Raw genomic sequence first — 19,578 nt, 5'->3', positions numbered from 1 at the left:
GCATGCGACCATTGCCCGAAAACCTTCCTGACGATCCCGTACTGCTCAAACAGATGCTGCTTGAGAGTTACGAAGCACGCTCGCGCGAGCAGGAAGTCAAAGACGCTTACGCCACCCACATTGTTGATCTGAAAGAACAGATCAAGCTGTTGCGTGACCGTATCTTCGGGCGCAAGTCCGAGCAGACGGTCGAGCTCAACACGCCGCAACTGGCACTGTTCAACGAGCCCGAAAGCGAGCCGATGCCTTCAGTCGGCGACGCTGACGAAGAAGTCGTTGCTCCGACTCTACGCCGTGGTAAGCGCAAACCCTTGTCGGCTGATCTTCCGCGTATCGAAGTCATCCACGAACTGCCCGAACACGAACTGACCTGTGCCTGCGGTTGCCGCAAGCATGTGATCAGTGAAGAAACCAGCGAACAGCTGGACATCGTGCCGATGCAGATCCGCGTGATCAAACATATCCGCAAGGTTTACGGCTGCCGTGGCTGTGAAACAGCGCCGGTCACCGCCGACAAGCCCGCTCAATTAATCGAAAAGAGCATGGCCAGTCCAAGCGTGTTGGCGATGCTGCTGACCACCAAGTATGTCGATGGCTTGCCGCTGCATCGTTTTGAAACGGTGCTAAGCCGACATGGCATAGAAATCCCGCGCCAAACGCTGGCCCGCTGGATTATCCAGTGCGGCGAACATCTGCAACCGTTATTGAATCTGATGCGCGAGCGGTTGCTGGAAAGTCCGGTCATCCACTGCGATGAAACCCGCGTCCAGGTACTCAAAGAGCCGGATCGAGACCCGACCAGCCAATCCTGGATGTGGGTGCAAGCAAGCGGCCCGCCGGATCGCAAAGTCGTGCTGTTCGACTACACCTCCAGCCGTGCGCAGGACGTACCGCTGCGTCTGTTGGAAAGTTATCGCGGCTATGTCATGACCGACGATTACGCAGGCTATAACGCGCTGGCGTTGCAACCGGGCGTGGAACGTCTGGCGTGCATGGCTCATGTACGTCGCAAATTCGTGGAAGCACAGAAAGTGCAGCCCAAGGGCAAGACCGGGCGTGCCGATATCGCGCTGACGATGATCAACAAGCTGTATGGCATCGAGCGTGAGCTGAAAGACGTCAGCGACGAGCAGCGATTTATCGGTCGGCAGGAAAAGAGCTTGCCGATCCTCGCCCAGTTGAAAAGTTGGCTGGATAAAACGCAGTCCCAAGTGACACCGCAAAGCGTGTTGGGTAAAGCGGTTAATTATCTGGCGAGCAACTGGCTTCGGCTGGAGCGTTACGTTGAAGCTGGTTTTTTACCTATCGACAACAACGCGGCGGAGCGTGCAATAAAGCCGTTTGTGATCGGGCGCAAGGCCTGGCTGTTCAGCGATACACCCAAAGGCGCCATCGCCAGTGCGCAGATCTATAGCTTGGTCGAGACCGCCAAAGTCAACGGCCAAGAGCCCTATACGTGGCTGCGCCACGTACTTGAGCGCTTGCCGCATGCCTCGTCGGTGGAAGACTACGAAGCCATGCTGCCGTGGAACTGCTCACCGGAAATGCCACGGTAAACGAGGGGCCCACCTGGCGATAGGTGTGCTTCATGGATCGGATACGGCCGAATTGCGTGCAAACCAGCGATACACGTTGGTGCTCGGACGGCTTTGAGTTCCGTTGCGAGGACGGCGCCAAACTGAGTGTGACCTTCGCTCTGGACTGCTGTGATCGCGAGGCCATCGGCTGGGTCGCGAGCCCGACCGGGTACAGCGGCGAAGATATTCGCGACTTGATGCTGAAAAGCGTGGAAGCGCTTCGGTGATCAACTACCCGCCACACCGGTGCAATGGCTCAGCGATAACGGCTCGGCGTATACCGCCGAACAGACACGCCTATTTGCTCGGCAGATTGGCTTGCAGCCGGTGACCACCCCAGTGCGCAGCCCGCAGAGCAACGGCATGGCCGAGAGTTTCGTGAAGACGATCAAGCGTGACTACGTGGCGCACATGCCTAAGCGGGATCGCGAAACGGCGCTGCGTAACCTGGCGATTGCCGTCGAACACTACAACGAGCAGCATCCTCACAGCGCCTTAAACTATCGCTCGCCGAGGGAATTCAGGCGCTTGGCAGCTGCATCAATTTAACAGGGAGTTGGTGTCCGGTTTTGTAGGGGCAAGTCCAGGCAGCCACTAATAAGCACGCACAGACCTTAATCAACGCCTGCCATTAGGTGATATATCGGGTTTAACTGACTGGAGATGAGACTCTTCTTTCTTCCTTACAAACAACTCGTGCATAAGCATCAAACACTGCTTACGGCTCTCTTCCAAAAGGGCCTTTAGTTGATCGACCTCAGTCTTTGATTGACCCAATGCGTCTTTTAAACGCGCCATCCTGTCTACTGAAGCCTTTTTGGTCGATTTCTGCTGAACTCGAGCCAATTCAATGTCTTTTATCAGGTGCTGAAATACCTCACGACCGGCCTTGATTGCACTTGCATCTTTTCCGGCCTCCAAGGCAACATTTTTACGATTAATTTCACTCCCCTTGGCTACACGTATTGGTCTCCCCTCAATCATACGCTGTAGCGCCATAAAGTATTCATTCATCATCAGCCTCGCTTTCTTGAATTTTCGCCAAGAACGACTCCAACTCTTCAAGTTGCTGTTGCTCAGTCCTAAACTCCACCGAATCAGGAGAAAGAGTTAATACCAATTCTCTTTGCTCATCGATCACAGAAATCAATTTGCTTTTTTTGATTACCCCTTTCGCACAGTCCGTGCATACAACCACTGAACCGTGGGCTTTTTTCATGCAGGGTTCAGTTGTCATACAGCCGCCTAGTATTGTTTGAGCGTAAGCCATTGTACCTTTCTTTACTGAAGCTGCAGTTTCTTTGTAAATAAGCCTTATATTTTCACCGAGGGTGGGTTTGACAACCTTCTCAATATATCTACCTTTAGGCCCATAAAGCTTCTCGGAGGAAAACAGTACTTCTTGAACGTACAAGCACGCATCCATGGCCAAACTTTCTTCATCATATTTCAGACGTATATGATCTCCACCCCCATCCCCACCAAACTCAACCTTAGCCCCTCCTCCTTCACCATACGCAATAGAGGTCGTGACCTTAAAATGGTGATATTGAGATTTGAGTGCAGGGAACCTTGCCAAACCAGACGCTGTAGCATAAATACCAAAAGATCGGCGAAACTGATGAGAAGATAATTTCCAAGGCTCCCCCACAATCAAGCCAGGATGATTATCTACCTCACCCAATGGCAACAGATATCTTAAGTCATCATAGTCGGATTGCTTGAACTCAACGGGATTAAGGTGTCGACCTAAACCTGAATCAAGCCGGCCAGATAATTGAGGAAATTTTCCTTTTGGGCGCTTATTGGAGAAGGGTGAATACGTAACCGAAATAAACAAAAATGACGCTTCAGAGGTTTTCACTCCCTGCGCACGATAAATCATCTTGGAAAGAATCCGAGCAACCTTGGCCGCTTTCACCCCAAGATCGGAAGTGACCCAAACAACGGGAAAAACGTTATCCTTTTTTGCAGGCGCACCGGTAACTGTAGGAATTTCCATACCACGCACACGCATCTTCCCCAAGCATCCATGCCGGAGCTCCAAGATTTCAGAATGGCGAGCAGCTGTAAATAAATGTATTAAAGATTTTGCTGCGTACTGCACCAAAGTCAAAAAAAGGGAGAAATTCGGAACTTGATCAAAACCGAATTTTTTCTGCAACTCCTCCAGCCCACACTCTCTTACTGCCTCGTAGAAATTGGGCTCAATAGCTGCCCGCGAGCCCACCAGAATTTCCTGTCGCTCTCGACTTCGTCCATATATATGACTTGCTCCTACCCGTCGCGAAAAGCGAGATATATCTCTACAGTGCCTGACAAATATATCAAGCAACTCTTCAAATTGAAAAGTTATTATACTCAATATTCGCGGCGGAATAGCTAAAGTCTGAGTATTTTCGAAGTTTGATACAATAACCCGCAAAGTACCAACTAGCTCATAGGGAAGGTTTAAGCGTTGTGCTTCCTGCAGTCGAAGCAGAAGACCGCTCAAAGCTTGAGAAACACTTTTTTTCCCTCCCCTAGCGTAGCTGAACAACAACTGTGGGGTACTCAACAACTCGTGAAATGAAACTCCCTGACCAGAGCAAAACCCACCATATCCTTTAGAAGCTTGTAATATGTTCTCAGTGTACCAATGCGAAGCGGCTTTCCCTTATGCTGGCCTTCTACAATCACTTGCATGACATCTTTACCCTGACTAACATTTTCCTCATAAAATTTATCTTCGCGGAAAATCCTTGCCATGTAGAAGGTAACCCGCTCACTTAACCTGACTCGTAGATGCTCCAAATACCAAACGTCATCTTCCTTGCGCGACAATGGATTGCCCGCGCTATTATATGAAACAATCTCTGCACTTCCTTTAAAGTCTGGAGCAAGGGCTTGCATGTGGGCACCTCAAATCAAATCAAGTCTAGACAAAAAATATAGCTTGCTTTGCCAGTAGGGACTTAAAGCTTGAGACTTATAGACCTCAAGGAGCACCCTTTCTACAACACTATTGATTTCAGAGGAGGCTTGCTTAATCGCCTCAACAAACTCATCGATTCTATGTAGGGTTTTTCCGGCAGTCAATTCAAATCCACTGACCGATCTCGACAGCGGCAGAATCTTCTCCAAAAAATACTTCATGCTTAGCAGCTTTCTGACATCAGCCTCGGTTGTATGTAGTAAAAAATGCTCACAGAACAAACAACCGAGAAAACTTTTACAATCCGGTTCAAAAACACCCGTGGCCTCAATCATTTTTGGAACACCAGTTTCCTCACACGCTCCCGCTGGAGTTTCTACAAAGGCGTTTAACCTTCCGTGCCCTTGCAAACCCTCGTCGTATTGTCGTATAAAACTGGATATTTCCAGCATAGCATCATCAGGAGCTTGCTCCATATAGCTCGAAGTAGCAGCGCCTATAGTGTGCTGAAGTGAATTCGCTGCAACCGAGAGACCCTCAGACTGGTTAACATCATCGAACTTATACTTTCTCCATTGGCGATATGATATCGCCCGCATACTAGGATAGAGAAAAGACCTGATCCGCCTATAATAATCAAGTATAGTGTTTTCGATAATGGGCTCATCCAAACATGCCCCGTCCGAATCCATTGCTACGAACAAATGGCGATAGTTGCCTTCATTACAAATCAAATCCCGCAACTTTATAAATCGTTTAAAATACTTGATATGATCAGTGGTTATCTTAAAGCCCACCCACTTATTTCCTGCTCTGGCTTTCAAGCCCCGAAAACCTATCTCACCTCTTTCGCCTTCAAAATTTTCATCACCCCACTCTGGTTGAAATTCTAATTCACGAAGTACTGATTCGTTCATGCCAGTGACGGCTACAAATATTACTATGTAAGCCTCTTGGGCAATCTTCATGAGCCGACGACGCGGGATACAATTAGAATCGGCGTTACATCTGTCGATATTCTCTAAAGCTTTTTGGTATTCACTGCGCAAGAAATACCGTTTTTTCGAAATATCCACTGTTTTGTAGACTGACCTTTTTTCCATCTCCTCAGGCGTATTGACTCTGCCCTCTCGATAATTCCACAATATATTTCGCTCAAGAGTAGGCTTACCTGATTCAAGCAACTCTTTAGACGCGCAAAATTGCCTTATAGGAAAGAGCCAGACTTTTTCCTTTGGGAGTTCCAATTCGATAGGATATGCTGCATTTGTCGAGAGTAATTGAGATATCCCAGAAAACAGGCTGAAAGACAGTGCGAGAGACTCCTCTACTAAATCCTGCTGAGGTGAGAGCGTTGGAGCGGTTTTTGCGCGACCCGTTTCATTCTGAATTTTCTTTACGGGATATTTCCGATAATTAAGTGCCTTGCAAAAAGTATCCATGATATCTGAAGCGACACCGAGGCGAGTATCGATAGTTTGATAAAGCGTGCCATCAGAATGTTTCATACCATGTAAAAACCGTCGATAACTTTCGTACGATTTATTCAGATTATCACATGAAATGAAGGAATCACTGCACAACTCATCAAACTTATCTACCATTTTGACGAGCGCACGAAATTTGCTAGCAAAAGTTTTGAGACTTCTTCCAGATAAGTAAACCTCCACGTTTTTAACAAGCCAGCCTGAAATGGCCCGCCCTCTCTCAGGTTCATAAGTTTTCACATCGACAACGCGAACTGCCTTGCCTGGTAGCTTATCCCTAACGCGATACGCAAGTGATCCAAGATCTAAGGATTGACTGGCTACGACAAGCACTAGACGGGAAATCGGAATCGATTCTATCTTGTCGTAAACATTATCTACATTGAACTCTTGTAAATCAAAGAATAATGGATCACGCAGCACGATCAATGCCCTGTTCTGCTCCATGCATCAAGTCTGCAATTTTCTTTTCGAAACTCGCTTGAGCTTCGTATGCCACATCTACATCCTCATAATATCTAAAGTACCGCATAGTTGTCTCCAGCGAGCTATGCGACATTCGTTTTCGAAGGTAATTTAGTGCTGAAGACAAACTTCGCTTCCCACTATTCACCTGTTGCATCAATTCATTAAACAGATTCATTCCAAAAGTTGCACGCAAATCGTGAAAACGAAAATCAACATATTGGCCGTGTTCAATGAGCATTTTGCGCTTAAGACGCGAAAGAAAAGTTCTTACTGCTCCACCGTTGATGGTTTTCGGCGTTAGGGCATAGTTGGGATCTGACCGAGCCATGTAATATGGCTTCGCGGCGCTTGTCAAAAACACATAGCTTTCGTCGTTGTCGGCATAGCCACTTCGTGACAGCCGATCAAGGTATCTTTGGGATTTGACATATATGGATAGTTTTTTATGAACCCAATAAGGTATGAAGATCGTTAGCGCTTTATTGTTTTTGGTCTTAACACGTCTACCACCGCCACACTTCGTAGCGATTAATCGGTCAGGTTGATGCTCTCGCGTGCATATATCACCTAGCCGGAGCGTGAGAACTGTCTGAATACGCGCGCCGCTGGTTAAAGCGATAGCGAAAATAAGCATCATTTCAGTATTTCCCTCTTCACAAAGGGCTCGAAGCACCTGCTCAAGCTCATCCGGTCGTAACGGGCGAAGCTTGCCTCCATCGTCGATGCTTTCAAGATCATCCTGGGCAGCGTGCTTAATACTCAAATCACTAGTGATTACTTCTTTCCATATTGTATTTCCATCAGAGTCTTCGAAACTGACATACTTGACCTCATCAACCCACATCGGATATTCAGGGCGAAAAGAAGGATCATTTCTTTTCATCCAGCGATAGAATCCCCGCATGGAAGAAAGTTTTCGCTTTTCAACTGACGAAGATGGTTTTTGTTTTACCTTTTCATTCAATATCGAACTATAAGCGTAAGTTGGCCTTTTCAACAAATTAATAGGGAAAACTTGATAATCCAGACCATGCGCAAGCAAAGTATTTCTGAAAGCAACCAAATCACGAGCAATAGAATCTATAGCCTCAGGCTCAATTGATTTATAATCCAGTGCTCTTGATAGCAGGTAAAGCGATCCATGCATCCAGATGGAACCATCAGGATTCAAAATTATTGTTATTTTTGGTAAGTTTTCAACATATACGCCGCCCATTGGGGTAAGTAATGTTTCATAATCCGACACCTTTAGATCGCTTGCATTTTCTGCTGGCCATGAGAGTACCGGTAAAGTCTCAACGAGTTGCGGTGATGTGAGAACTACTTTTTTAAATCTTTCTGTGCTTTCCACCACAATATCATTCTCCATCTGAAGCACTTCCAAATCGCAAAGTTAAGAGCCACGCACAGCCGAACTCACCTGAGCTGTACAGCTCAAGTCAAACCTTCAATAAAATCAAAAGACGACAAAAACACAAATAAATACTATCAACTATACAAGCCGATATTTTTATTTACTTAGTTTGACTGCCCGCGTTTGACGACATGAAAATCACCCGCCTCTCAAGATGTTCATACAAGATGGCTTGAAACACTATCGCCGAGAATAATCTTTTGCAAGTTTTTTTTGATGAAAGACTGATTTTTTAGGAGAACGTAAAACAATTAATATATATTGACACTTTTAACCTAGACTAGCGGCAAAATGATTCTAACCATAGAACTCTTCAATTACAACAGCCTAGAGGCTGTGCACTACATCAACCCTAGTGACATCCCAAACGCAATGTTTATTGGGCCATTGGGTAGAACTGTCAAACTCTAGAAGTTAACTTTCCTTAAAGATACACCGAGCTATCCATCCAGTATCCGACAGACGGAAGTATCCTTGTTCACTTCACTTGGAATGAGCCCAGAATGATTTGAACACATCACCACTCAGTACTCTCCGCACACGCCCACCACCTCAAAAAAAATCGACAGTCTCATAGACCAAAGCGGTTACCTCGAATACCGTTGCGGTAGCCATGGCAACACCTAAAGAATTGAGCACTGACAGTATGGCCAAACTGTGCTTTGGGATTTGGTAACAAGTGACCGCAAGCCGGGCCCAAGGGCCCGAAATCACGACGTCCTTAAATAGCTTCAGCTCTCCTGCCCTGTAGGCCGCCTCATGAGTCCACGCAGCGCGACGGAGCTGATCCAGTCGACCTACTATGTACTTAGGGGGCATGATCAGCTCGAACAGTTGCACGCTAAATCGTGGATCGAATAAACGAGCTCACGGGGGCCTGGAATAGTGGGAAATAGTGATGATTGACGCGAATCGTCTCTGGCAGCGCGAACGCAAACGGCGCTACGCAATATGGAATTTAGAACAACTGCAGCCTGGATCTGATCGAGCGATTCAGCACCTTGCGATTCTTGAAGAAATTGAGCGCCAAGATCGAGATGATCCCATTGGCGATGCAGTCGCCATGTCGATTGAGGAGTTACGAGAGTGCGTTCCAGAAACTGAAATCGTGGGTGTCAGCGGATCCCATTTTGTCGTCGTGCTTGACGAGCACATACCAGAACCGTGGAAGACGCGTTTTGAAGAAGCGAGCACCGGGTCTACTCGATTGCGCCAGGGTAGCTATGCGAGAGATTGGCGTCGATTTTTACGACTATGGACAGCCGAGATGCAGCACCTCGCGGCGCATAGGGAGAGGCGTTAGAACCTGATGGGGGGTATTCGTGAGTCTCGATTGTCAGAGGGTGTCAGGGTGATGCAGCCAATCAACCAGCTCGCCCTCGGCTTCTTTAGCTCAGGCAAAAAAAGGCCCCATTTAAGGGGCTCTGGCTTCACTGTATGACGATCATCGCTGACGCCCAAAACATCTGGCAGCTAATCAGGAGCGGCACGTCAACACAGCAAGAACACTGTATACTTATACACATATTTCCGTCAAACATTTTTTCAGACACCCGGCCCTCACGCGTCGAGCCGGGCTTACGCCCGAGGGAGCGATAGCAAAAATTGCTACAGCTCTCCAGCCCACTAGAACGTCTTGTGAGTCTCACACGAGAATTCCTCTCTCCAATCGACCGATAAGATCGAAGACAGCTTTCGCCTCCACTCTCGTCCCCAGCATGTCGAGTGGACACTTCGATCCGAGTCCTCGAACTGGTGAGCTCATCCATTCCGTTGCAACGGCGACATCGTTCTCGAAGAGAGAAAGTGCATCCTCAAAGACAACTATTAATGCAACTAGGCGGTCGCTTTCTACGGTGTTGAACCGCCCTGTTTTCGCTCTACGTGCCAACGTCGAGGGTGCAATGCTAATAGCATTCGAGATAACCCCGGGCGGCACCTGCATTAAGCTCGCTATCCGCGCGAGGTATTCGAGAGGCAGACCTTCGTGAACTAGGTCATGAAGCCTGGTGCCGCGTGACGGCAGCCCTAGGGTCATCCAAACGTTCTGTGGGATCTGGAGCCCTGGTTGGTATTCCTTGACTGATAACAGCACTTTCACCTCCATCTAAAAAACATACCACCAAGCCGGGCCACTAGGCCCGAACCAGCGACATCTCCAATCGCCCGTCGCGTAGGCCAGTCAGACCCGAGAAGACGAGATATCGAAGGTAGCAAAATCATCCTGGCCCTTCACGAAATGATATCCACCTCATAGCCTGTTTCGAAATCTAAACTGGGCGTATGCAAAGCGCTTCAAGCACGGATATATCCCGGCACAATGCACCGTAATCCTGCGTACGTTTACCTGAATTTGGTGAGCGCTTCCTGGCCTAAGCAACCACCGGGGTTTGGTGTGCGGCCTGGTTTACGTGGCCTGTAGCCGAACGGAATCGAATATCGGGGGGTTTATCTCCCGGCCTCCATCAGCAACATCTCTGGCACCGGATCGAAATAGGGGCACCGGAATTTGGTGTCGGCCCGGATTACTTGGCCTGCAGCCGACTGGAGTCGAATATCAGGGGTTTTATCTCCTGCCCTCCATCAGCAGCATCTCTGGCACCGAATCGACATAGGGCACTGGAATCCTGTGTACGCCGACCGGAATTTGGCGTGCGACCCGGATTACGTGGTCTGCAGCCGACTGGAGTCGAATATCGGGGGTTTTATCTCCCGCCGTCCATCAGCAGCATCGGCGTGCAACAAACCAAGATATACCGTCACAGAGCACTGGAATCCTGTGTACGCCGACCGGAGTTTGGTGAGCGCTTCCTGGCCGAAGCAACCACCGTAATTTGGTGTACGGCCCGGATTACGTGGCCTGCAGCCGACCGAAGTCGAATATCAGGGGTTTTATCTCCCGCCCTCCATCAGCAGCATCTCTGGCACCGGATCGACATAGGGCACTGGAATCCTGTGTACGCCGACCGGAATTTGGTGTGCGACCCGGATTACGTGGTCTGCAGCCGACCGGAGTCGAATATCGGGGGTTTTATCTCCCGCCGTCCATCAGCAGCATCGGCGTGCAACAAACCAAGATATACCGTCACAGAGCACTGGAATCCTGTGTATGCCGACCGGAGTTTGGTGAGCGCTTCCTGGCCGAAGCAACCACCGTAATTTGGTGTACGGCCCGGATTACGTGGCCTGCAGCCGACCGAAGTCGAATATCAGGGGTTTTATCTCCCGCCCTCCATCAGCAGCATCTCTGGCACCGGCTCGACATAGGGCACTGGAATCCTGTGTACGCCGACCGGAATTTGGTGTGCGACCCGGATTACGTGGTCTGCAGCCGACCGGAGTCGAATATCGGGGGTTTTATCTCCCACCCTCCATCAGCAGCATCGGCGTGCAACAAACCAAGATATACCGACACAAAGCACCGGAATCCTGTGTACGCCGACCGGAGTTTGGTGAGCGCTTGCTGGCCGAAGCAGCCACCAGAATTTGGTGTACGGCCTGGTTTACGTGGCCTGCAGGAATGAGGACTACTTCATTGGCACCAAGTGCAAAAGACTCCAAAAACCTATGATCCAGCTCACCGTAGTCTTACCCCTGACTACAACGTAGTGGCCAACTAGTGTTCTTGGATGCATCCCTGAGACTCATGAGTCGATACAATCACTGGCAACAGGCTACTGGATTTAAGCGATGCCGCACTACGTATCTTCACACAGATGACTACTCAGCATTGGCTCCACCCCACCCTCCCCGACTCGATTCCTACATCGACTCTGGCTCGAGCAGATGAGCTTGCAAGGAAGACTGCCTTCCTCGCTGGCCTGGTAGCACCAGAGACTGCTGCATGCTTGAGCGAACTGCTGAGAGGCGCCATCGCTCATTACTCAAGTGTGATTGATGGGAACCCTTCTGAGCCAGAAATGCTGGAGCGTGAATTCGTACTTGAGCTACATCAGAGCACCTTCGTTGACATCCCGGAGCTTCGTCGACGTATCGTTGCGGTCTTTTGCCAGCACCACCAGGTTCTCCATAGGCGAACATCCCGTAATGGCATCAGAGCTTTTGCGCGGGCTCTTACGTTCGAGCATTTCGCACTGCTTGGACTTCACCCACATCTGTGGTCTCTTTCGCGAGGCCTGGGCCAAAGGCTCGACGAGTATCAGTCCGCTACCGCTATGAATGATCCCATGCAGACAGATGGGCTTGAGGGTGCTCAACAACTCACAGACAGAGAGCAGCTCGCTTTCATCGACTTCATGCTTGATGTCTGTCATGAGGAGGTGGATTACGTGACTACCGCCCTGAATCGTCGCAGGCTTCGTGAGTCCATCACTCGTGCCTACAAAACAAACTCGCGTTTGAAGGACTCAGGCATTCGACCAGAAACGATGCCGGCGTTGTTAGCGCTGCTCATCCAAGGTGCATTGCCTCGCAGCGAGTTCGTATCCTTTACCGGTCTTCCAGCTGAAGCAGCAAGCGATCAGCTCAGCAAGCTGATCATCATTGGCGTCATAGTGAGCCCACCATCTAACCTCCATGGGCTGGAGATTGGTTTACCTGTTTGGTTTGCTCAGGAGTTTTTTTCGGGTTTGCAGTAGCGTTGTCAGCTCATAGCCAAGAAGAAGCCTCATTGAGCCGGGCCTATTAGGCCCGAAGCGGCGACCTTCGCACCCGCCGCGTATTCAGCAGGTCGATCCACAACAGCGCATGGGTGGCCTAGCTAGGATCCTAGTGGACTACCTACCATTCAAACAGAGTTCAGCCGGATAGAAACCAGCCATCGGCCTGCAGCTTTTGCTTGTTGTCTCCAAAGTATCCAAAGGCTCACGCCCCATGGCCTCCATCAAAGCGTTAGAAAGCCACACTGCGTCGTGCATGCTGAACGAATAGCACATGAAATCGAAAACAAGCTCTACTCCACCGTCCTTAACCGTGTAGACCCTCACCCGCTCAGTCTTGTCGCTCTCATCTATCGCAAGCTCAACAACATAGATTTCATCTTCTGTCTCGTGGCAGTTAAATCTGCCATTGGCGCAGTAACTCCACTCTCCGGACACTCTTTTACGATATGTCCTCTCAAGCATACATTCGCGATCTGCTGGCGTTGGCACAAACCCTGCGAGATTTCCTGCGGTAATGAGCACAGCATCGTAAAGACAGCGCGCGATATCCTCTGCTACGGCATCGACGAACCTAACAGGCATTAGGTCTAAATTAACACTGACGTAGTGATCTCCCTGTCTGGATACCTGGCACGAAACTTTTCATCATCCTCACGCCCTCGCCAACATACAAATTCACGCTCGGCAAAAAACGCTGCTGGTTGCACCTTAGCTTTATTCATAAACGTAACCATCACTATGTTCTTAAACGTCTAATCGGATAGCTCAAGAGCATTCTTTAACGTCGAGATAAATATTTTTCGTAAAGGAAGCTAAGCACGTTCTTTTGGAGTTTGTTGAGTTTCACGAATCGCTCGGTGTATCTGGGCTTCCCGTCTCATCCTCTCGCTAAATGCTTGGGCCCTGTCATATTCTTCCTTGGACGCCTTTTCTAACCGGCGATGCAGAACGGGACAGTAAATCCATTCACTGTCAGACGGATTACGATGAAGTGGAGCCACCATCAACACGAAGAATACGCTCAAAGCCAGCCACACCGGAGTGCTTGACCACTGCTCTTCAATCCAGCCGACAATCGACATCGCATCCCCGATTCCCGACCAGTAAAAATTTAGGCCAGCGAGAACTAAGGCACTGAAAGCGTAAAGCTGAACCCTGTACAGCTCGGCATTCTGCGCAGCTCTTTCCTGTTGATAGCGGTCGTAGATTCCAATAAGGAACTCGCTTTGGGTTTCGTGAGCCTCCTCCCGGATTTCCCATGGCCGCACGCAGTCAGTACGTCGAGTCCATCTCACTTGGGCCTGGTCTGGCTTTGAAGGGCTTATCGCGCGTGCGAGCCTCGCTTCGAGATTTTTTAGGATCTCAATCGCTGCTTCGTAAACCGACACTGTTAGGGGATACAAGAACGTGAAAACTAGCGAGAGAAGGCCGGAAAAGCATACGAACGCAACCAGCAGCTTGATACCCAAAACGAGATCAGTTTTGAGCTCCATTTGCTGTAACCCAACAATGCCTGCGCCCGAGAAGTGCACCATCATCGAGTCGAAAAGAAGCATAAAGCTGGCAATCAAAAGGAAAAATTTAACCTTTCCAGCGCTCTCCAACATCGAGAAAAACTTGTCTTTAGCGAGGTCTTCTGAAGCTGACATCCTGATTCTCCTAAGCATTTGAAAATTCGATGGTAGTACTATCTGGACAGAGATGATCAATCGCCCGCTAGCCATTCGCCCAGCAATCTCTCGATCTCGAGCTATTCGTCATGACTCTTCGCAACCAATCTCCAGCCTGCTTGCAAGCCCCTGCGAAACGCTTGTGAAGGTCAGCGAGGAGGCGGGCATCGAGCAAGGCGTGATGCGGAAGTTCGGGAAGCGCAATATCACCGATGTCGTCGGCTTCAAAACGCCTGAACAAATGAATTAGGTTGGTGGGCAAGTTTGCGACATGGCTTGGCCATTCATGATCCAGGTAGGCGAGCGGGCAGAAAAAATCCCAGTCCCAGTCTGGCGCATCCGAGCAGACCTCCAGTGGGCATCCAATACTGACGAGAAAAACCCTCAGCGCAGCCTGGCTTCAACGAGTGACATCCTATAAAGAGGGTGATCCAGCTGCGGCAAAAGGTTCTGGATTACGAAGTGACTGCAGTCCGCAACCTGGTAGGTATCCGTCAGCTCTACATAAAACTCGGCGCCGGCCTCTGAGACCAGTGCCAGCGAAATCAACTTCGTGTCTCGGTTGAGCCGGGTGAATTCGCAGTCCAAAAATAGCTTCATCCCCTCCTCCCCTGTTAGTACCTGGTTCATGCCCGCCTGTGCACCTTTGGTAAAACGATCAAAGCCGGCTGGTTTCTTTTATGACTTTAACCGATTGTCGTGAAGAACCTGCGCCTGCGCTCGCAGCAAGGGAGGTTTGCCAGGTGCTGCGCGATGCCATCTTCGGGCGGCGCATGATGGTTACCCTGGTGGACGATAGGCATTGATCGCATGGATCCGCGATCAACTCTATGCCGACGAAAGCGATGTCACAGATCCAAGGCGTGCTTGATGGCCGAATTATCGCATCGATGTATAGATGCCCAAGATCTTCTTTTATTTTGGGAAACCCGCCCAAAAAGGCCCATTTTCTACGGCCTATGATTACCTCTCACATGACGAGGTACTGAAGATGTTTGATTTTCTGAAAAAAAGACGCGAGACCGAACAGCAGCGCAAAATCAAACGAGTCTTGGAGCTCAGGAAGCTTTTTTGGCTCTGTATGAGACGTCCACGCCGATCACTCTGCAGGAGGAACTCAACGCCGTTGCTAAAAGTTTTGAGCAAGGACGGCGCGATGAGCGAGAGTGATTTGGAGTGACATAGTAAAACCAGTTTTGGCATTCACGGGTCGCTCAACGGGGTAATGAGGAGTAAATTAGGGGTAATTCGTATACCTCTCATTGCCCCCTGAAAAGCTCCAAATAATCTTTTAACCACATGATATACAAAGTATTTTCTGTAGCGCGAAACTATAGGCCTCTCTAGAAGCGACCCCGCGCCTTGAAGTACAAAGGAGCCAACGTAGAGTAAGCAGGGTTAGCAACCATGTTGGAATTAGCTAAAGAGATTGTAAGTAGCGGGCCTTCGGGAGTTATCGCCTTGCTGGCATTCGCAGCATTCGGCGTAGCTTGGAAAGCTCTATCTGTGCTGGAATCAGTGAAAAAGAAGGACAAGGAATGAGGCCCTGGTCGAAAGTGCCGGCATGGTGGTCTGATGAGATTGCGCTCCTTCGAGGAGGGGCTCATGCAGGTCGGTCTCAGGCGATGCTTCGTGTCGTCTTCGCGCTGGCGACAATGACCCCTACGGCGAAGACATACACAGTCGTCTCCTCTGTCAGCGAGCTGATGGAGCGCACAGGATTAAGTCGGCCAATGGTTCGCCAGGCCTTGGTTGACGTGGAAGCGCGAGGGTGGATTCGACACAAGCCTGGTGGAGGCAAGCTCAAGTCCGAGTACACGCTGGCATGCCCACATTTCGAGGCAGAAAAGGACGGCTACTACTACAAAATCCCAAACAGAGAGGTTGTTAAGAACCTTCCGAAGATCTCTCGCCGAGGGGAGAAGGCGCTTGCGGCGCTTAAGATCTACGCCGTGCTACTGATCGTCCGACCGAATCAAGCAAGGATCTCGAGCATCAATGTCGAGAACTTGAGAAATAGGGCTGCTGTGCAGTGGACTTCTCTACGAGACGGCTTATCGATCCTCGCTACGCACGGCATGATCGTTGTAGATAAAGCCCCTGGTGATGATGGTGAGTACGTGAAAAACCAATACGTGATCAAGGGGGACATTGTCAGAGAAATCCCGGCATGATCCATGGCCGCGCCAGGTGAGATACTATTGTCGCCGGAAAAGGTGTGGAGACGCGAGATGGAGGCCCCCAGAACGATATGCCATGCTGATCTACAATTTGACCACATAGCAATCGGGCTATGTGGTCAATGGAGACGATATGAGTTCTATCGACGCTACTTGCAGTTGTCATCTAGACTTCCTAATAAATCAGTTTTGCATAGCTTGCGATGGTAGCAAGATACGCAATAAAGATCGGGAAGCGACTATTCTCCGTAATCGAGACAGAAAGCTCCCAACACAAATTGAGTATTTAGAAATTTGATGGTGGTCACTTCAAGCAGAAATATAAATCATTAACCGAGGATTGGCGGTGCCCATGCTGCAACCGTACCAAATTTCAGATGCTCCGCTGGACTATGCGATTTCCTAAAAGCCCATCACGGTTTGAAGGCTGGGTTGTTGGTCTGCATACACATCACGATCATGCCAGCGACGCCTATGGTGGCATGTATACCTTGCAAGGAGTTGCACCCGCAAGATTTGCCCCGGTAATAATTTGTGAGCAGTGTAACTCCGCAGATTCCTCTGCAAAGAAAAAGCTACGCTTGCCTGAAAACTTCACCTTTACCCCAGTTGAGATTAAGAGCTTTATTTATCCCACTGCGCACAGTTGGCATATTATAAATTATGCTGTGGCACAGGATGTGTATCGCAAATTCGAAGCGTCGAAAGCTGTACCAAAATTCTTCTGAGCCGATTATAGACGGATGGTAAATTTATTTTCAAAAAAGTCTCAATTTAATGGTCAGCTCTGTGATAGGGACGCTAAATAAAGGACAACCATGAGAAAAAACAATGTCCAAATTCATCAACTCTATCACCGGCCTTCTTAATGCCATTCTTCTGGCCGTTAACATCACTGTAGCCATCGTTCCACCTACCGTGCCAACAACTCAACCAATCCCGTTCATCCTCATCACCTATCCCCACTGTTAATCCGCCCCCCCCGGCTCAACCGGGGGGCTAGGTTCCGACATTGCGCTTGATCCGCAGGAAGAATGGAGCACCTGCCTGGTAATGCTTGAATGCAGGCCACGCATTCCTTAGCTTTTGCTACCCTAAGCTGATTATACAATCATCAGGAAAGGAGATCGATTTGAGCACCGAAGCGACAGGACATACCGGATTTAATATCCATGGATTTCTGACTGGCGACATACAAGAAACCATTGATCATGTTACTGGTGAAAATCCTGAGTGGTTTTCTCTGCTCAGGGATATCAACCAGCTCCTGCAAAAGATAGTCATCTCAGGATTTGAAAAGCATCACGGTAAAACCATGGATGTAAAGGTGCTAACCATGTTCTCTGCCATTAGGTCACTGAGCAATTTTCAGTCGGCAGTCATGAATCTTGAGCGCGGCATGGTAGTAGAAGCAAGAATCATGGCTAGGTGTCTATATGAGAATTCATTTTGTATCGGTGCCCTGACAGACAATCCGGATAAGTTCATCCCATTACTGAAGCACGACAACCTAGCAGCCAAACGGGGTCAGGCGGTAGCTTTAAAAAATGGCAGTTATTCCCTAACTGCTGACGTTGAAGCCGCTATGGATGAACGAATATCTGGGGAAAAGGGCCGCCATCTTAACTGGAAAGACATTGCCGAAATGTCGTCGCTCTCTAACCATTACCTAATGTACAAGCATCTTTCCGACGATGCCATGCACTATTCAGCATCTTCTCTTAAGCGCTATATAGTTTCCGACAAGGAAAATAACACGTGGAGTGGCTACAGGTTTGGGCCTGGCACTAAAGACGAGGTGTTTAGTGCAGCTAACTTTTGTACGCAGCCTACTCTAGCAATCATGGTTGGATTCTTGGAGGCGACAGAAGATACATCACATGATGGAGAGCTAACCCTTCTCCTGGATAGGTTTACCGCTATTACGTCTAAGCGATTGTGAACTTTAGTCCTATTTATCTGACTCGAATGCTGTAATAAAGATTCTATTCCCGTCCGGTGTTCTCATGACGATGCCGCCATTTCGTAGTACCTTGGCATCGTCGATTTTCTCCAGAAGCTCTTCAATTTTATCTTTGTTGGATTTATATATTGCGCTAACTGACTTTCGATATATGGCGTCATACATATCATTCATCAGTTCGATATGCTCACCGAGAATTACTCTTAGATCTACTTCGGTGTGTTGTAGCGTTGTATTGTTGTAGTAATCACAGCGCATACCTGAAAGGGTAAATCGAACTGGAACAAAGCTTTCAGTGTTTCCAGCCTCGCGATTAGCATAATCGACACTATGCGCGCCAAGTTTATTCCTGACTTCACGTACCTGAAGGTTTGCCACTTTGCTCTCAATGTCACGAAGGTTCATGACGTTTGCAATCCGGTGTAGGTTGAGCAGGGCTTGTTGCTGGATGTACGTGGCGTTCAAGACGCCATACAAGCGGATGTATTTTTCCCCGAAGTCGTCATACTTCGTGGGGCCATCAAGGCCATACTTGCAAAAATGCTCAATGCCTAAAAGGCTGTCGTTGATAATGTCCATCGATGAGCAAATGAAGCCCCAGTCTTCAGGCTTTGTAAGCTTGAGCGCAGATTGAATAAAGACCTCGAAGTCGCCGTGATCAGGCGTGTGCCGCATCGCTTTTTCGTTGATCAGTTCGCGGTATGCTTCGTAGTGGTGATGTAGCGCTTTGAAGAGCTGTTCAATCATAAAATTGGGACTCCCTCTGGACTGTTCAGACTACACCAGGGCATCGAGGACACCAATGTGGCTATCAGGTAGAGCATTATGATCTTCAACGACTGTGATTAGCGGACTACTGCTAAACGTGTGTGAGCCCGGATGCACGCCGCTGGTCATTCAACTCCGGAGATCGGTTTGGCACAAATCCCATTGCGCTGCTATCTGTATGGGAGCAGCAGATGCTTGAGACCTGCTGAATGCGCTCTGAAAACCATATCCAATGGTGAACGCCGTGCTGGGTTGGCTGTAGTTAAGCAAGCCATGTCTTGACCCGAGAAGCTTCAACATTCACGCCTTCGGCTTCGCCGGCCTGGCTCACATAAATAGAGAGGGAATTCATGACCTCTTTTTTGGTTGCCCATCTAGGCGATGAGGTCATCATCGCGGCTGACAAGCGTGTCACCCAAATCACCCAAGACGGCGTGAAAATCCCTCACGGTGACAACGAGGAAAAGATCGTTAGGACTTAAGTTGGCGTCATCACCGGGGCGGGCTCATTGAAG

General features: G+C 49.1%; 19 protein-coding genes and 1 pseudogene. 11 read left to right on the top strand and 9 right to left on the bottom strand.

Annotation, left to right across the window (positions count from 1 at the left end; genetic code table 11):
• Positions 1-2: 2 nt before the first annotated feature.
• Positions 3-1,556 (top strand): IS66 family transposase, encoded by a 1,554-nt coding sequence (gene tnpC / locus ACYZT1_RS08155; RefSeq protein WP_462018477.1) that lies wholly within the window; start codon positions 3-5, stop codon positions 1,554-1,556.
• A gap of 56 nt (positions 1,557-1,612) precedes the next feature.
• Positions 1,613-2,126 (top strand): annotated as a pseudogene (locus ACYZT1_RS08150) (DDE-type integrase/transposase/recombinase); the annotation flags it as partial.
• Positions 2,127-2,195: 69 nt separating this feature from the next.
• On the opposite strand, the gene ACYZT1_RS08145 reads toward ACYZT1_RS08150, so the two are convergent.
• From ACYZT1_RS08145 to ACYZT1_RS08125, 5 genes are read right to left on the bottom strand one after another with little or no spacing between them, the layout of a single operon-like run.
• Positions 2,196-2,594, bottom strand: a complete 399-nt coding sequence (locus ACYZT1_RS08145; protein WP_462018476.1) for a hypothetical protein — start codon at positions 2,592-2,594, stop codon at positions 2,196-2,198.
• Positions 2,584-4,119, bottom strand: a complete 1,536-nt coding sequence (locus ACYZT1_RS08140) for a hypothetical protein (protein ID WP_462018475.1) — start codon at positions 4,117-4,119, stop codon at positions 2,584-2,586. Before ACYZT1_RS08140 ends, ACYZT1_RS08145 begins: the two co-directional genes overlap by 11 nt.
• Positions 4,120-4,130: 11 nt before the next feature.
• A complete protein-coding gene (locus ACYZT1_RS08135) occupies positions 4,131-4,469 on the bottom strand; it encodes a hypothetical protein (protein ID WP_462018474.1) in 339 nt (112 codons plus the stop codon).
• 9 nt (positions 4,470-4,478) lie between these two features.
• On the bottom strand, positions 4,479-6,425 hold the full coding sequence (locus ACYZT1_RS08130; protein ID WP_462018473.1) for a hypothetical protein: 1,947 nt from the start codon (positions 6,423-6,425) through the stop codon (positions 4,479-4,481).
• On the bottom strand, positions 6,391-7,815 hold the full coding sequence (locus ACYZT1_RS08125) for a tyrosine-type recombinase/integrase (RefSeq protein ID WP_462018472.1): 1,425 nt from the start codon (positions 7,813-7,815) through the stop codon (positions 6,391-6,393). Before ACYZT1_RS08125 ends, ACYZT1_RS08130 begins: the two co-directional genes overlap by 35 nt.
• Positions 7,816-8,758: 943 nt before the next feature.
• Between ACYZT1_RS08125 and ACYZT1_RS08120 the strand changes: the two genes are divergently transcribed.
• Entirely contained in the window at positions 8,759-9,163 is a 405-nt protein-coding gene (locus ACYZT1_RS08120) for a hypothetical protein (protein ID WP_462018471.1), read from the top strand.
• Between the two features lie 342 nt (positions 9,164-9,505).
• Here ACYZT1_RS08120 and ACYZT1_RS08115 read toward each other — a convergent pair whose 3' ends face one another.
• A complete protein-coding gene (locus ACYZT1_RS08115) occupies positions 9,506-9,955 on the bottom strand; it encodes an antitoxin Xre-like helix-turn-helix domain-containing protein (RefSeq protein WP_462018470.1) in 450 nt (149 codons plus the stop codon).
• A 1,753-nt stretch (positions 9,956-11,708) separates the two neighbouring features.
• Here ACYZT1_RS08115 and ACYZT1_RS08110 point away from each other — a divergent pair.
• On the top strand, positions 11,709-12,458 hold the full coding sequence (locus tag ACYZT1_RS08110; protein ID WP_462018469.1) for a Fic family protein: 750 nt from the start codon (positions 11,709-11,711) through the stop codon (positions 12,456-12,458).
• 836 nt (positions 12,459-13,294) lie between these two features.
• Here the strand turns inward: ACYZT1_RS08110 and ACYZT1_RS08105 are convergent.
• Entirely contained in the window at positions 13,295-14,131 is an 837-nt protein-coding gene (locus tag ACYZT1_RS08105; protein WP_462018468.1) for a hypothetical protein, read from the bottom strand.
• A 52-nt stretch (positions 14,132-14,183) separates the two neighbouring features.
• Here ACYZT1_RS08105 and ACYZT1_RS08100 point away from each other — a divergent pair, with 52 nt between their 5' ends.
• Positions 14,184-14,402: a hypothetical protein gene (locus ACYZT1_RS08100; protein ID WP_462018467.1), complete on the top strand. Its 219-nt coding sequence runs from the start codon at positions 14,184-14,186 to the stop codon at positions 14,400-14,402.
• A gap of 134 nt (positions 14,403-14,536) precedes the next feature.
• Here ACYZT1_RS08100 and ACYZT1_RS08095 read toward each other — a convergent pair whose 3' ends face one another.
• Positions 14,537-14,782 carry a hypothetical protein gene (locus tag ACYZT1_RS08095; RefSeq protein ID WP_462018466.1) on the bottom strand — a complete coding sequence of 82 codons (246 nt, stop codon included), beginning with the start codon at positions 14,780-14,782 and terminating at the stop codon, positions 14,537-14,539.
• 268 nt (positions 14,783-15,050) lie between these two features.
• Between ACYZT1_RS08095 and ACYZT1_RS08090 the strand changes: the two genes are divergently transcribed.
• The 5 genes from ACYZT1_RS08090 (at position 15,051) to ACYZT1_RS08070 (ending at position 18,274) form a co-directional block, all read left to right on the top strand.
• Positions 15,051-15,332, top strand: coding sequence for a hypothetical protein (locus tag ACYZT1_RS08090; protein WP_462018465.1), 282 nt, complete (start codon positions 15,051-15,053; stop codon positions 15,330-15,332).
• A 227-nt stretch (positions 15,333-15,559) separates the two neighbouring features.
• Positions 15,560-15,694, top strand: coding sequence for a hypothetical protein (locus ACYZT1_RS08085; RefSeq protein WP_258347475.1), 135 nt, complete (start codon positions 15,560-15,562; stop codon positions 15,692-15,694).
• An 83-nt stretch (positions 15,695-15,777) separates the two neighbouring features.
• Complete coding sequence (locus ACYZT1_RS08080; protein ID WP_462018464.1) at positions 15,778-16,326, top strand: hypothetical protein; 549 nt, start codon at positions 15,778-15,780, stop codon at positions 16,324-16,326.
• Between the two features lie 383 nt (positions 16,327-16,709).
• Positions 16,710-17,060 (top strand): hypothetical protein, encoded by a 351-nt coding sequence (locus ACYZT1_RS08075; protein WP_462018463.1) that lies wholly within the window; start codon positions 16,710-16,712, stop codon positions 17,058-17,060.
• A gap of 404 nt (positions 17,061-17,464) precedes the next feature.
• Positions 17,465-18,274 (top strand): DUF5677 domain-containing protein, encoded by an 810-nt coding sequence (locus tag ACYZT1_RS08070; RefSeq protein ID WP_462018462.1) that lies wholly within the window; start codon positions 17,465-17,467, stop codon positions 18,272-18,274.
• 9 nt (positions 18,275-18,283) lie between these two features.
• On the opposite strand, the gene ACYZT1_RS08065 is transcribed toward ACYZT1_RS08070, so the two are convergent.
• Entirely contained in the window at positions 18,284-19,042 is a 759-nt protein-coding gene (locus ACYZT1_RS08065; protein WP_462018461.1) for a hypothetical protein, read from the bottom strand.
• 122 nt (positions 19,043-19,164) lie between these two features.
• Between ACYZT1_RS08065 and ACYZT1_RS08060 the strand changes: the two genes are divergently transcribed.
• Entirely contained in the window at positions 19,165-19,272 is a 108-nt protein-coding gene (locus ACYZT1_RS08060; protein ID WP_462018460.1) for a DUF7693 family protein, read from the top strand.
• Positions 19,273-19,578: the final 306 nt, after the last annotated feature.

The sequence above is a fragment of the Pseudomonas sp. PB3P13 genome (genome assembly GCF_054897735.1).
Note: the sequence above shows the minus strand (reverse complement) of the source record. Positions and strands in the feature narration are given on the sequence as shown.

Excerpts from the sequence above, each read along its gene's own strand:
- ACYZT1_RS08085 (WP_258347475.1), top strand. The coding sequence starts at position 15,560 with ATGTTGGAATTAGCTAAAGAGATTGTAAGTAGCGGGCCTTCGGGAGTT.
- ACYZT1_RS08135 (WP_462018474.1), bottom strand. The coding sequence starts at position 4,469 with ATGCAAGCCCTTGCTCCAGACTTTAAAGGAAGTGCAGAGATTGTTTCA.
- ACYZT1_RS08105 (WP_462018468.1), bottom strand. The coding sequence starts at position 14,131 with ATGTCAGCTTCAGAAGACCTCGCTAAAGACAAGTTTTTCTCGATGTTG.
- ACYZT1_RS08120 (WP_462018471.1), top strand. The coding sequence starts at position 8,759 with ATGATTGACGCGAATCGTCTCTGGCAGCGCGAACGCAAACGGCGCTAC.
- ACYZT1_RS08125 (WP_462018472.1), bottom strand. The coding sequence starts at position 7,815 with ATGGAGAATGATATTGTGGTGGAAAGCACAGAAAGATTTAAAAAAGTA.
- ACYZT1_RS08065 (WP_462018461.1), bottom strand. The coding sequence starts at position 19,042 with ATGATTGAACAGCTCTTCAAAGCGCTACATCACCACTACGAAGCATAC.
- ACYZT1_RS08075 (WP_462018463.1), top strand. The coding sequence starts at position 16,710 with ATGCTCCGCTGGACTATGCGATTTCCTAAAAGCCCATCACGGTTTGAA.
- ACYZT1_RS08145 (WP_462018476.1), bottom strand. The coding sequence starts at position 2,594 with ATGATGAATGAATACTTTATGGCGCTACAGCGTATGATTGAGGGGAGA.
- ACYZT1_RS08080 (WP_462018464.1), top strand. The coding sequence starts at position 15,778 with ATGCTTCGTGTCGTCTTCGCGCTGGCGACAATGACCCCTACGGCGAAG.
- ACYZT1_RS08100 (WP_462018467.1), top strand. The coding sequence starts at position 14,184 with ATGATCAATCGCCCGCTAGCCATTCGCCCAGCAATCTCTCGATCTCGA.
- ACYZT1_RS08095 (WP_462018466.1), bottom strand. The coding sequence starts at position 14,782 with ATGAACCAGGTACTAACAGGGGAGGAGGGGATGAAGCTATTTTTGGAC.
- ACYZT1_RS08130 (WP_462018473.1), bottom strand. The coding sequence starts at position 6,425 with ATGGAGCAGAACAGGGCATTGATCGTGCTGCGTGATCCATTATTCTTT.
- ACYZT1_RS08090 (WP_462018465.1), top strand. The coding sequence starts at position 15,051 with ATGCCCAAGATCTTCTTTTATTTTGGGAAACCCGCCCAAAAAGGCCCA.
- tnpC (WP_462018477.1), top strand. The coding sequence starts at position 3 with ATGCGACCATTGCCCGAAAACCTTCCTGACGATCCCGTACTGCTCAAA.